Here is a 12,752-nt window from a genome sequence, read left to right on the forward strand (position 1 = left end):
GTAACCGGCAATAGAGTGTCACAAGTCTCCTTCTCGAGAGGGCAGCTGGATGGGTGACGAACTGGCGGCGCGGGTGGCCGCGGCGATGTGGGCCGAGGACACCGCCAGCGCGGGCCTCGGCATGCGGCTGGTGGACGTCGGTGACGGTACGGCCCGGGTCGAGATGCCGGTTCGCGACGACATGGTCAACGGGCACGGAATCGCGCATGGTGGATTCGTGTTCTGTCTCGCCGACTCCGCGTTCGCCTTCGCGTGCAACTCACGCAACCAGGTCACGGTCGCCCAGGCCTGCGACATCGTCTTCGTCGCACCGGCCAAACGTGGCGACGTACTCGTCGCCGAGGCGACCGAGCGGACGCCGTTCGGCCGGAACGCCATCTACGACGTGACGGTCCGGCGCGGCGACGACGTGATCGCCGAGTTCCGCGGCCGCAGCCGCCAACTGTCCGGCACGATCATCCCGGAGGATTCATGACGCGTGAGGCGTTCCTGGTCGATGGCGTCCGTACGCCGATCGGACGGTACGGCGGTGCACTCTCGGCCGTGCGGCCCGACGACCTCGCGGCCCATGTCATCTCGTCGCTGCTGAACCGGACCGCGATCGACCCGGCGCAGATCGACGACGTGATCCTCGGGTGCGCGAACCAGGCCGGTGAGGACAACCGCAATGTGGCCCGGATGGCGGTGCTGCTGTCCGGACTGCCGGTCTCGGTTCCTGGTACGACGATCAACCGGCTGTGCGGGTCGGGCCTGGACGCGCTCGCCTCGGCGGCCCGGTCGATCATTGCCGGAGACAACGACATCGTCGTGGCCGGTGGGGTCGAGTCGATGTCGCGGGCACCTTTTGTGATGCCTAAGGCAACGACTGCGTTCTCGCGGCAAGCGGAGGTCTTCGACACCACGATCGGCTGGCGGTTCGTGAATCCGGCCTTGAAGGCGCAGTACGGGATCGACTCGATGCCGGAGACGGCCGAGAACGTTGCCGAGGAGTTCGGCATCTCCCGTGCGGATCAGGACTTGTTCGCGCTGCGGTCGCAGCAGCGGGCGGCCAAGGCGCATGCGAACGGGCGGCTGGCCGCGGAGATCGTTTCGGTCGAGGTGCCTGGCAAGCGTGGCTCCACGATCGTCGAAGTCGACGAGCATCCGCGGGAAACGTCGCTTGAGGCGCTGACGGGCTTGAGGACACCGTTCCGTCAGCCCGGCACTGTCACCGCGGGCAACGCGTCCGGGGTGAACGACGGCGCGGCCGCACTGCTCGTGATGAGTGGTGAGGCGGTCGAGCGGCACGGCGCTACTCCGTTGGCCCGGATCGTCGGTACGGCGGCTGCCGGCGTACCGCCGCGGATCATGGGGATCGGCCCGGCTCCCGCCACCCGCAAGCTCCTCGACCGCACTGGGGTTGCGCTGTCGGACATCGGCGTGATCGAGCTGAACGAGGCGTTCGCGTCGCAGTCTCTCGCCGTACTGCGCGAGCTCGGGCTGCCCGACGACGCCGAGCACGTCAACCCGAACGGCGGCGCCATCGCCCTCGGCCACCCACTGGGGATGTCCGGCGCCCGCCTCGCTCTCACCGCCGCCCTGGAGCTTCGCCACCGCGACGCCGGGTATGCGCTGGCCACCATGTGCATCGGCGTCGGGCAGGGCATCGCAACCCTGCTCGCTCGGCCCTAGCGTCTTTTAGGAGTCTTGATGTTCGGTGACGCGTGTCCCGAGGAGTTGCGTGACGCGGGCGAACGGCTGTCCGTGGACGAGCTCCGGTCCCGGCAGCTGTCGTTGCTCCAGTCAACCGTGCGGCGCGCCTACTCGCGGGTGCCTCACTATCGGGCCGCGTTGGACAGCGTGGGGTTCGCGCCGGAGGATCTGCGGGACTTGTCGGATCTGAGCCGGCTGCCGTTCACGGCCAAGAAGGATCTGCGGGACAACTATCCGTTCGGGATGTTCGCCGTACCGCGGACCGAGGTGGCGCGGGTTCATGCGTCCTCGGGTACGACGGGTCGGCCGACGGTGGTCGGGTACACACAGCGGGACCTGGACAACTGGGCGGACCTGATGGCCCGCTCGATCCGGGCGGCCGGTGGGCGTGCGGGCGATATCTGTCATGTTGCCTACGGCTACGGTCTGTTCACCGGTGGGCTCGGCGCGCACTACGGAGCCGAGCGGCTCGGGTGCACCGTCGTACCGGTCTCCGGCGGGATGACCGAGCGGCAGGTCGACCTGATCCGCGACTTCGGGGCGCGGATCATCATGGTCACGCCGTCGTACTTCCTGTCGATCGTGGACGAGATGGAAGCCCGCGGACTCGATCCGCGGGACACGTCGCTGCGGATCGGCATCTTCGGCGCCGAACCGTGGACCGAGCAGATGCGACTGGAGGTCGAGGAGCGAACCGGCATCCACGCGGTCGACATCTACGGCCTCTCCGAGGTGATGGGTCCGGGCGTCGCGCAGGAGTGTGTCGAGACCAAGGACGGACTCCACATCTGGGAGGACCACTTCTACCCGGAGATCATCGACCCGGTCACCGGCGAGGTCCTGCCGGAGGGTTCCGAGGGTGAACTCGTCTTCACCACGCTCACCAAGGAAGCCTTTCCCGTCCTGCGCTACCGCACCCGGGACCTCACCCGACTCCTCCCCGGTACGGCGCGCCCCGGCATGCGCCGAATGGAGAAGATCACCGGCCGCACCGACGACATGATGATCGTCCGCGGCGTCAACGTCTTCCCCACCCAGATAGAAGAACAAATCCTCCTGGTAGAAGGCCTGACCCCTCACTACCTCTGCGTCCTGACCCGCCCCGGCCGCCTGGACGAACTAACCATCCAGGTAGAAGCCACCCCCACCCTCACCGACCACGCCGCCGCCGCCGCGGTGCTGTCCCGCCGAATCAAAGACCGAGTAGGCATAACCGCCACCGTAGAAGTCCTGACCCCCCACGCCCTAGAACGCTCCCTAGGCAAAGCCAAACGAATAAAAGACCTCCGCAACAAGTAGCCCGCTAGATGAGGGAGTCGGGTTGGGGGTCTTGGGGGCGGGACTTGCGGAAAGTGGGTGGGCGGATGTGGGGGCGGATCAGGGCCTCTACCTCGAAGTCTTCCAGGTTGAACTTGGCGGCTATTTCGCGGTACGTCGCTCCGGTGCGGACGTTGTCCACCACGTCTTCTACGCGGACGTCCGAGCCGTCCACCAGCGGTTGGCCGGAGGCTCGGTACGGGTCCACGGTGACGTCGATGTCGTGGTAGATGACCAGGCGGAGGGTTCCGGCGTACCCGTCGTCGGACCAGCCGATGGCGGCTGAGCCTCGGCGGAGGAGGCCGGGGAGGCCGCCTTGGCTGTCGCGGATGCGTTCCCAGCCGGGCTCGCGGCCCTCGGCGGCGATCTCGATCAGGAGGTCGCGGCCGTCGTGGGCCAGTCCGGACCAGGCCAATGGGTAACGGCGGCCGGCGCGGGAGCGGAGCGCGATCGCCGCCTCGCCGATCGCCTGGAGGGACAGACCGGCGTGGCGGAGATGGCGGAGCATGTGGGTTTCGACCAGGCCGGCGAAGGTGATCGTGGGTTCGCCGCGGCCGGCGCTGCGGGACTCGAGCGCGCCTGATCGGAGCCAGTCGCCGAGCGTGGTCGGCGGGAGGCCGAGGTGGAGAGCCACTTCGGCCCGGGTGTAGAGCGGCAGGTCGAACCGTGGGTCCACGTCTCACCTCTTCGCGCGGTGCGGGCGCTGTCTCCCCCTAGAGTGCCAGACCCGACCGCCCGGAAACCCGGTGTCGGGCCGTGATCGGGTTGTGTAGGGTGCTGGTGCCGGCGGATCGACACCCCGGCAGCGGAGAGGAGGTGAGCGCGATGTCGAGTCAGACTGTCGTGCTGCCCATCCGCCGTACCCGCGGCTGAGAGCGGGCAGCTCCGTAGACACAGGAGCTTTCGAATGACCGAAGTAACACGTCCACCGCTGACCTCCGACGAGCGTACCCAGCTGACCGGATGGCTTGATCTGCAGCGTTCGTTCGTCCGGATGAAGTGCGCGGGACTCACCGAGGAAGATGCCCACCGCAAGCTTCTGACCACGTCACCGCTGATGACGATGGCCGGCCTGGTGGCGCACCTGCGCTGGAACGAGTACTCCTGGTTCCAGCTCAACCTGATGGGTGTCCCGAGCACCGGCCAGACCCCCTGGACCGATGACGGCCACCCCGACGCGGAGATGTTCGTCGACGACATCCCGGTGGCCCAGCTGCTCGACGAGTACGACGCCGAGTGCGCGCGATCCAACGAGACGATCGCCGGGCTCTCCCTCGACACCGTCGAGAAGGGCCCGTACGCCGAGCAAGGTGAAGCGGCCTCACTGCGCTACATCCTCTGTCACATGATCGAGGAGACCGCGCGCCATGTCGGCCACATGGACATCATCCGCGAACTCCTAGACGGTCGGGTCGGCTACACGAAGATGGCGGATCTCGAGTGAGTCCGCCGAAGACCGGTGACGAGCGGACACAACTGTCCGCCTGGCTCGATCACCAACGTTCACAGGTTCGTTCGAAGTGCGAAGGTCTGAGCGAGGCCGACGCGCATCGGAAGCTGTTGCCCGCCTCCCCTCTCACGACCGTGGCAGGCCTGGTCGCGCATCTGCGCTGGATCGAGTACTCGTGGTTCTCCGAGAACCTCCTCGGTACGCCGGACACCGGTCAGACCCCGTGGAAGGAGGGTGGCCATCCGGACGCGGAGATGTTCGTCGACGACGTACCGCTGGCTCAACTGCTCGACGAGTACGACGCCGAATGCGCGCGCTCCAACGAGATCCTCGCCGGGTTCACGCTCGACGACGTGGAGCGTCTTGTCCCCCGTGAGGCGGGCGCGGCGTCGGTGCGATACATCCTCTGTCACATGATCGAGGAGACCGCGCGACACCTCGGCCACCTCGACATCGTGCGGGAATTGATCGACGGTAAGACCGGCTAGCAACCGGGCTGACCACCCGGCCGGGCGGACTGATGTAAGAACGTTGCCAGTCCGCCCGGCCGACCCGGTTACGGAGGCACCGGGGGGTGGATAGGATGTCCGGCATCTGGCACGGGGTAGCGACAAGAGGTGTGATGAGGGAACCCTCCGTACGCCGTTATTCCGGGCGGTCCGTCGAGGAGTGGAAGGCTGCGCGCCGGGAGCGACTGCTCGCCGCCGCGCTGGAGTTGTTCGGGACCGAAGGCTATCCGGCGACCTCCGTGGAACGCCTGTGTACACAGGCGAAAGTGTCTACCCGGCACTTCTACCACGAGTTCCAGAACAAGGAGGCTGTGCTTCTCGCAGTACATTCGCAAGTGATCGAATTGGCGGTCCGGACCACCGGTGACGCGCTCGAACGGACCGCCGACCGGCCGGTGCGGGAACGGATCGCCGCCGCCGTCGACTCGTACCTGCGCACGATCATGGCCGACCTCCGCCGGGCCCGGATCTCCTTCGTCGAGGTGGTCGGCACGAGCCCTGCGGTGGAGGAGCAACGAATCGCGTTCCGGGAACTGCTGATCGGCAAGGTCCGCGATCTCGGCGACACCGCGGTCGAGCGGGGCGAGATCAAAAAGAAGGATTTCCGCTTTCTGGGGTTGGCGTTCTTCGGCGCGGTCAACACCGTGGTCTACGACTGGATGCTGGCCGATCCTCGGCCACCCGAGCAGAAGGTGCAGAAGTCCCTGCGGGAGTTGGCGGTCCAGCTCATGACGAGCTGACGCGTTTACGAAGCTCGGCGACCGCGTCCCCACGGGTCATCGCGGCGCCGGCTTCGTACGCAGCATCGAACGCTTCGTTGCCCAAGGCATCATGCAGCTGGTCGTAGGTGCTGCGTACGTCGGCATCCGGGAACGTCCGCATACCCCGCAGCGTCGCGGCCAGGCCGAGCATCCGCGCGGACTGCTCGGTCTCCCCGGCCACAAGGTCGACGTCCGCGGTGGTCTCGACGATGCTCGAGATCAGCGGCATGTCGTCCGAGCCGAGGGCGAGGTCCAGCGCGTGCCGGTTCAGGCTCTGGGCCGTCTCGAGATCATTCATGGCGGCATGCACGCGGCTCAGTTGGGCCGTACTCATCGCCCGGGCATGCGGCGCCATCCGCTCGGCCGGGTGGTTCAGCGCGGCCTGTGCGCGCTCGGCGAGGTCCTTCGCCTCATCCAGGCGGCCCTGCCGCCGAGCGATCCGCGACTTCGCCATGAAGACGAATCCCTGGCCGTCCCGCGACCCGGTCTGCTCGGACAGGCGCAGCGCCTCGTCGAGGTCCGCCTGCGCGCCCTCGATATCACCCAGCTCGAGCCGGCTGATCGCGCTCCCGCCGAGAAGTTGCCCAAGGCCCTCATTGGTGCCGAGCTCCTGGATCAACCGGATCGCTTCCTCGTGGGAGGCCAGCGCCGCCTGGTGATCGCCCTGGCTTCCTTGGTAGCTGGCCAGTCCGCGCAGTGCCAGCGACAGTCCCCACCGCTCGCCGAGCACCCGGAACCCGTCGATCGCGACCTCCAGGTCGGCCGCCATCTGTTCGACCTCACCGTCGTTCTCGTGGAACATCGCGGTCATCAGGATGGCCATGCTCCGGGTCCACGGATCGGCACTCTCGCGCGCGGACTGCAGTGAGTCGTACGCGCCGGCGCGGTCGCGGCGGATCATCGCCCAGATCGCGTTGGTGAAGTAGCCGATGAACGACTCGTCGACCTCTGTGTGCCGCCGGCACAGGTAGCGGACCCGGGCCAGGCCGCGGATCGCCCGCGGCATGATCTCCTCGGCATCCTCGCCACTGTTCAGCGTGCCCAGCGCGTGCAGCATCTCCACCGACGCCCGGTCCAGCGGTGCGCTCGGGCCTGGTACGGCGAGTGCGGCCCGCATCCAGCTGACCGCCTCGGCCGGGCGGCCGCTCATGTTCCAGAACTCGCCGAGCAAGGCGACCAGCTGAACCGCGGTCCAGGCCGAACCCGTGTCGATCGCGGCCCGAAGTGCGTCCAGCAGGTTCTCGTTGTCGGCCTTCAGCCGCGCGATCCACTGGATCTGTTCGCCGGTCCGCAGCCGCTGCGCCGCCTGCTGCAGCAGCTCGCTGAAGTACGCCGTATGCGCGTCCCGGAACTGGTCGCGCTCACCCGAGGCCTTCAACTGCTCAGCGGCGTACGCACGGACTGTCTCGAGCATCCGGTACCGCACCGAGCGGTCGTCGGCCGCGGCTTCGACGAGCGATTTGTCGACAAGCGACGCCAGTACGCCGAGAACCGCCTCGGCCGGGAGGTTGTCGTCACTGCAGACCTGCTCGGCCGCGTCCAGGGTGGCGCCGCCGGAGAACAGCGAGAGGCGCCGAGCGACAGCCTGCTCCTCCGGATCGAGCAGCTCCCAACTCCACTCCACGACTGCGCGCAGGGTCTGGTGCCGGGGCAGCGCGGTCCGGGAACCGCTGGTCAGCAAGCGGAATCGATCCGTCAGCCGGTCGACGATCTGCGGTGGAGTGAGCGCCCGCAACCGGGCGGCGGCCAGCTCGATCGCCAGCGGCATCCCGTCCAGCCGACGGCAGATCTCACCGACGGCCTCGCGGTTGGCGTCGATCAGGTGAAAGTCCGGCCGAACCGCGCGAGCGCGGTCGACGAACAGCTGGATCGCCGGGTACTCGTCGTCGACGCTGTCCTCGGGTGGCATGCCCAGCGGCCCGACCGGATGCAGGTGCTCACCGGGAATGCTCAGAGGCTCTCGACTCGTCGCCAGCACGCGCAACCGCGGGCAGTTGGCGAGCAGCGAGTCGACGAGACCGGCGACCTCCTGGACCAGGTGCTCGCAGTTGTCGAGGACGAGCAGGATCCGGCGATCGCCGATCACCTCGACCAGTCGTTCGGTCGCGGCGCGGCTGGTCGGGAAGGGCTTGGTGAACGTCGTCGGCGGCAGGTCGACGTACTCACTCGCGCCCAGCGCGGACAGCACCGCGGGCGCGACATCGGCGGCGTCGCCGAGTGGGGCGAGCTCGACGAACCAGATGCCGTCGCCACTCTGGTCCACGAGAGTCCGGCCGGTCTCCGTCGCCAGTCTGGTCTTGCCGGCACCACCCGGGCCGACCATCGTCACCAGGCGGGTGCCGTCGCTCAGCAGTCTGGTCAGCTCGGCGACGTCGTCGCGTCGTCCGACGAAGCTGGTCATCGGGGCTCTGAGGTTGCTGCGCGGGGCCGCCTTGGCGACCGGCGCCGGGGTCGCGGTCGCCTGCGGGTCGACGGTGTCGCCGCGAAGTACGGCCACATGCAGGTCGCGCAGCCGGGTGCCCGGATCCGCGCCGAGCTCGTCGGCGAGAGTGGTCCGGACACGTTCGTACGCCGCCAATGCCTCCGCCTGCCGACCGTCGGCGTACAGGGCTCTGATCAGGAGTTCGTGGAGACGTTCGCGGAGTGGGTGGGCGACGGCCAGGCCTTCCAGGTCCGCGACGACCTCACGGGCGTGGCCGCAGATGACGGCGGCTTCGGCCAGGTCTTCCGCCGCGGCGAGCCTGAGTTCGGCGAGGCGGTCGGCTTCGACGGCCGCGAACGGGAGGTCGCGCAGGTCGGTGAGGGCCTCACCGCGCCAAAGGCGGTCGGCCTGGGTGAGGAGTGTGTGGGCCTGCGCCGGGTCGGATGCGAGCAGGCCGCGACCACGCCGTACGAGCTCCTCGAACTGGAGGGCGTCGACGCAGTCCGGGCCGATGGTCAGGGTGTAGCCGGCCGGGCCGGACTGGACCGAGATGCTCGACTCGGTCGCCGGAAGGCCTCCGCGCAGCCGGGACACGAGTGACTGCAGAGCGTTCGCACTCGGGGCCTCGCTGCCCCAGAGACCGTCGACCAGAGTCTCGACGCTCACCGGACGGCCGGCACTCAACGCGAGACGTGCGAGCAATCCGCGCAGCCGGACTCCCCGGACGTCCAGCGGAGTCCCGTCGGCCGCCCACATCGCGAGAGGCCCAAGCACCGCTATGCGCACTCCACCAGCCTCGCACATCACTCCCACAATCCCCCTGCCTTTTGTCACTTGTCTCCCCAATGCCCCGATCCGAGGCTTAAGGTCGGACTTCGTGACCGATATCGCTGCCTCGACGCAGACCGCCCTCACCCGTCTCGTTGCCGATCGTCAGTCCAAGGGCCGGGTGCCCGGGGTGGTGGCCGGGGTGGCCCGCGCCGGGGCGCTGGCCTGGTCGACCGGGATCGGATCCGCGGATCTCGACCAGCCCGGCGTACCGCCGACGGCCGACTCGCAGTTCCTGATCGCGTCGCAGAGCAAGACGCTGACCGCGGTCGCGGTGATGGCATTGCGCGACGAGGGCAAGCTCAGCCTCGACGACACGATCGAGAAGCTGATCCCGGAGAGCAAGCACGAGGGCATCACCGTGCGGCAGATGCTCAGCCACGCGAGCGGGATGCAGCGCGAGCCGGTCGGCGACATCTGGGAGCAGCTGAAGTTCCCGGACCGCGCCGAGCTGGTGGCGGGCTGGAACGAGGCCGAGCGGGTCGGCAGGTCGCACGACCGGTTCCACTACTCGAACCTGGTCTACGCCTTGCTCGGTGAGATCGTCGCGCGACTCGACGGCCGGTCCTGGTACGACGCGATCAAGGCCCGGATCCTGGACCCGCTGGAGATGCGCCGGACCACGGTCGGGATGGACGGCGGTCCCGCACTGACCGGGTACTACGTGCCGCCGTTCTCCGACGTACCGGTGCGGGAGCCGCTGCTGGACCTCGGCGCCACGGCCGCCTGCGGAGGGCTTGCGAGTACGGCGGAAGACCTGGCGAAGTGGGCCATGTTCGTGGCGAACCCGGTCGACGAGGTGCTGTCGAAGGACACCATCGAGGAGATGTGCCAGGTCCAGATCATGGCCGACGTGGACCGGTGGCAGCTCGCCTTCGGACTCGGGTTCATGCTGTTCCGCCGCGGCGATCGCGTCTTCGTGGGTCACGACGGCGGGATGCCGGGTCACATCACGTCGACGTTCGTACACCGCGAGTCCGGCACCGCGGGGATCGCGGCGTTCGGCGCGACCTCGTCGCCCTCACCGAGCGCGCTGGCCACCGACCTGCTCATCAAGGTCCTCGAGGAAGACCCGCTGCCGGTCGACGCCTGGGTCCCGGGCACCGCCGTACCTCCTGAGCTGGAAGGCGTCCTCGGCACCTGGTTCTCCGAGGGTCACCCGTTCGACTTCTCGGTCAAGAACGGCGTACTCCAGGCCAAGGCCCCGGCCGCCGCCGAACACCTCGCCCCGGCCGTCTTCGAACGCATCTCCGAAGACCTCTACCGCACCGTCTCCGGCCGCGAACGCGGCGAACTCCTCCGCATCACCCGCACCCCCGACGGCACCCCCGAAAAGTTGCACTGGGCAACCTACCTCTGCACCCGCCAACCCCTCGGCTTCGCCGACCTCCAGGGCTAGACCACGCAGAAGTCGTTGCCTTCGGGGTCGGCCATCCAGAGGTGGTCGAGGGTGGTGGTGTTGTCTACGGGGACTTCGTGGACGATCGTGGCGCCGGCCGCGGTCAGGCGGTCGGCGACCGCTCGGATGCGTTGCTCGCGGAGGGGTTGGGGTTCGGCGCGGCCGCCGCTGACCTGGAGATCCAGGTGGAGGCGGTTCTTCGCCGTGCGGGGCTCGGGGACCTTGAGGAAGGAGAGGGCGGGGAGTACGCCGTTGGGGTCGGAGATCGCGGCGCCGTCGTTCCACTCCGCCTCGGGGACGTTCTGGGCAGTGAGGAACTCGTCCCAGCTGTCCCAGCCCTTCGGCGGATCCGACTCGACGTAGCCGAGCGCCGTACACCAGAAACGCGCCACCAACCCCGGGTCCGCGCAGTCGATCGTCATCGTCCACTTGGTCGTCATACCGTCCACTTTGACGGACAGCACGGACAAAAAAGGGGGCCGGGTTTCCCCGGCCCCCTTGCTGTTTCTCAGGTACGGCGGCGGTAGGCGCGGATCGCCAGTGGGGCGAAGACCGCGATCAGACCGACCATCCACGCGAGCGTGATCAGCAGCGGCTTCTGCAGATCGCCGCCCAGCATCAGCGCCCGCATCGTGTCGACCAGATACTTGACCGGGTTCACGTTGACGAATGCCTGCAGGAAGCCCGGCAGTGTGCTCGTCTGGACGAACACGTTGCTGCCGAAGGTGAGCGGGAACATCACCAGGAAGGCGACGCCCTGGACACCCTGCGCGGTCTTCAGCGTCAGCCCGAGCCAGACCCAGATCCAGCACATCGACAGCGCGAACAGCAGCACGATCACCAACGCCAGCAGGCCGTTCCCGACCCCGTTCTGGAACCGGAACCCGAGCACGAACCCGGTCGTCATCAGGATCACGATCGACAGCGTGTACCGCACCGCGTCACCGAGAACGGCCCCGATCAGTGGCGCGATCCGGGCGATCGGCAGGCTCCGAAACCGGTCGAACACACCCTTCGCGAAGTCGTCGTTCAGCGCCACTCCGGTGCCCATCGTGGAGAACACGACGGTCTGCACGAGTAGGCCGGGCAACAGGAACGGCAGGTAGTCGTGCCAGGTGCCGCCGTTGGCGATCGCGCCGCCGAAGACGAACAGGAAGAGCACCAGGAAGATGATCGGCTGGAACGTCACGTCCGCCAGGGCTTCCGGGTTCTGCCGGATCCGGACGATGTTGCGCCAGGCCAGCGTGAGGCTCTGCTGTGCCCAGGCGAACGGCCGCGTACGGCGGGCCACGTGGGCCGGTGTCTCAAGTGTTGCGGTGGTCATCGACCCGCTCCTTCCAGGATTGCGTCCTGCTTCTTCTCTTCGGCGGTGTGCCCGGTCAGCGCGAGGAAGACCTCGTCGAGGCTGGGCAGCCGCAGGGCCAGCTCGGTGACCGCGATCCCGGCTTCGTCCAGCCGCCGTACGACGACCGGCATCGACGAACCGTCCGCCACCGGCACGCTGACCAGCGTGTTCACCACGTCGACGGTCGGCCGGGTGCCGGTCGACTCGGCGACGATCGCGGCGACGCGTTCGATGTGCGCGGGCTCGGCCGGGCGGACGTCCAGCGACTGCTTGCCGGCCTGGGCCTTGAGTTCGGCCGGCCGCCCGGAGGCGACCACCGCGCCCTTGTCGAACACCATGATCGAGTCGGCCAGTGCGTCAGCCTCCTCGAGGTACTGCGTGGTGAGGAGCACCGTGGTCCCGTCGAGCACCAGGTTGCGGATCGTCTCCCAGACGCCGTTGCGGGCGTGCGGGTCCAGACCGGTGGTGGGCTCGTCCAGGTACAGGATGCTCGGGTGGCCGACCAGGCTGGCGGCCAGGTCGAGGCGCCGGCGCATACCGCCGGAGTACGTCTTCGCGATCCGGTCACCGGCGTCGGTCAGCTCGAACCGCTCGAGCAGTTCGGCCGCACGGGCCCGGGACTGCTCCCGCGAGTGGCCGAGCAGCCGGCCGATCATGATCAGGTTCCGGCGGCCGGACATGTCCTCGTCGACCGAGGCGTACTGCCCGGTCAGCCCGACGATCTCGCGGACCTTACCGGCCTGCCGGACGACGTCGTACCCGCCGACCATCGCCTGGCCGGCGTCCGGCCGGAGCAGGGTGGCGAGGATGCGGACCGCCGTCGTCTTGCCGGCGCCGTTCGGCCCGAGGACGCCGAGGACCGTGCCGGTCGGCACACTCAGGTCGACGCCGGCCAGGGCGGTGGTGTTGCCATATTTCTTGACCAAGCCGGTTGCCTCGATGGCGACCTGGTTCGTTGTGGTCATCGGTTCCTCCCAGTGGACTCACTTCACTGGGAATACCGTGCAACGCCGTACTGGCACCGCCCTG

General features: G+C 68.4%; 12 protein-coding genes. 7 read left to right on the forward strand and 5 right to left on the reverse strand.

Translation table 11 applies throughout. The annotated features are described in order from the left end of the window. Positions 1-49: 49 nt before the first annotated feature. Genes paaI through paaK form a run of 3 tightly spaced genes read left to right on the forward strand, consistent with a single transcriptional unit; the run spans position 50 to position 2,991 of the window. Entirely contained in the window at positions 50-475 is a 426-nt protein-coding gene (gene paaI / locus AB0L70_RS01430; RefSeq protein WP_363678710.1) for a hydroxyphenylacetyl-CoA thioesterase PaaI, read from the forward strand. Next, on the forward strand, positions 472-1,671 hold the full coding sequence (pcaF, locus tag AB0L70_RS01435) for a 3-oxoadipyl-CoA thiolase (RefSeq protein WP_363678712.1): 1,200 nt from the start codon (positions 472-474) through the stop codon (positions 1,669-1,671). The genes paaI and pcaF overlap by 4 nt, the downstream gene beginning before the upstream one ends. Positions 1,672-1,689: 18 nt before the next feature. Next, positions 1,690-2,991 (forward strand): phenylacetate--CoA ligase PaaK, encoded by a 1,302-nt coding sequence (gene paaK, locus AB0L70_RS01440; RefSeq protein WP_363678714.1) that lies wholly within the window; start codon positions 1,690-1,692, stop codon positions 2,989-2,991. A gap of 4 nt (positions 2,992-2,995) precedes the next feature. Here paaK and AB0L70_RS01445 read toward each other — a convergent pair whose 3' ends face one another. Further along, complete coding sequence (locus tag AB0L70_RS01445; RefSeq protein WP_363678716.1) at positions 2,996-3,685, reverse strand: DUF433 domain-containing protein; 690 nt, start codon at positions 3,683-3,685, stop codon at positions 2,996-2,998. Positions 3,686-3,916: 231 nt separating this feature from the next. Here AB0L70_RS01445 and AB0L70_RS01450 point away from each other — a divergent pair, with 231 nt between their 5' ends. From AB0L70_RS01450 to AB0L70_RS01460, 3 genes are all read left to right on the forward strand, one after another. Further along, positions 3,917-4,453 (forward strand): DinB family protein, encoded by a 537-nt coding sequence (locus AB0L70_RS01450; protein ID WP_363678718.1) that lies wholly within the window; start codon positions 3,917-3,919, stop codon positions 4,451-4,453. Next, entirely contained in the window at positions 4,450-4,947 is a 498-nt protein-coding gene (locus AB0L70_RS01455) for a DinB family protein (RefSeq protein WP_363678720.1), read from the forward strand. Before AB0L70_RS01450 ends, AB0L70_RS01455 begins: the two co-directional genes overlap by 4 nt. A gap of 134 nt (positions 4,948-5,081) precedes the next feature. Continuing rightward, entirely contained in the window at positions 5,082-5,708 is a 627-nt protein-coding gene (locus tag AB0L70_RS01460) for a TetR/AcrR family transcriptional regulator (protein WP_363678722.1), read from the forward strand. On the opposite strand, the gene AB0L70_RS01465 is transcribed toward AB0L70_RS01460, so the two are convergent. After that, positions 5,695-8,925 carry a BTAD domain-containing putative transcriptional regulator gene (locus tag AB0L70_RS01465; RefSeq protein ID WP_363678724.1) on the reverse strand — a complete coding sequence of 1,077 codons (3,231 nt, stop codon included), beginning with the start codon at positions 8,923-8,925 and terminating at the stop codon, positions 5,695-5,697. The genes AB0L70_RS01460 and AB0L70_RS01465 overlap by 14 nt on opposite strands. 103 nt (positions 8,926-9,028) lie before the next feature. Here AB0L70_RS01465 and AB0L70_RS01470 point away from each other — a divergent pair, with 103 nt between their 5' ends. Continuing rightward, positions 9,029-10,378, forward strand: coding sequence for a serine hydrolase domain-containing protein (locus tag AB0L70_RS01470; protein ID WP_363678726.1), 1,350 nt, complete (start codon positions 9,029-9,031; stop codon positions 10,376-10,378). Here AB0L70_RS01470 and AB0L70_RS01475 read toward each other — a convergent pair. The 3 genes from AB0L70_RS01475 to AB0L70_RS01485 form a co-directional block, all read right to left on the reverse strand. Then, positions 10,375-10,818 carry a VOC family protein gene (locus AB0L70_RS01475; protein ID WP_363678728.1) on the reverse strand — a complete coding sequence of 148 codons (444 nt, stop codon included), beginning with the start codon at positions 10,816-10,818 and terminating at the stop codon, positions 10,375-10,377. The genes AB0L70_RS01470 and AB0L70_RS01475 overlap by 4 nt on opposite strands. Before the next feature lie 68 nt (positions 10,819-10,886). Continuing rightward, a complete protein-coding gene (locus AB0L70_RS01480; RefSeq protein ID WP_363678730.1) occupies positions 10,887-11,702 on the reverse strand; it encodes an ABC transporter permease in 816 nt (271 codons plus the stop codon). Further along, positions 11,699-12,688: an ATP-binding cassette domain-containing protein gene (locus tag AB0L70_RS01485; RefSeq protein WP_363678732.1), complete on the reverse strand. Its 990-nt coding sequence runs from the start codon at positions 12,686-12,688 to the stop codon at positions 11,699-11,701. Before AB0L70_RS01485 ends, AB0L70_RS01480 begins: the two co-directional genes overlap by 4 nt. Between the last annotated feature and the right edge of the window lie 64 nt (positions 12,689-12,752).

The sequence above is a fragment of the Kribbella sp. NPDC051952 genome (assembly GCF_040680855.1).
In the GTDB taxonomy this organism is placed as follows: Bacteria; Actinomycetota; Actinomycetes; order Propionibacteriales; family Kribbellaceae; genus Kribbella.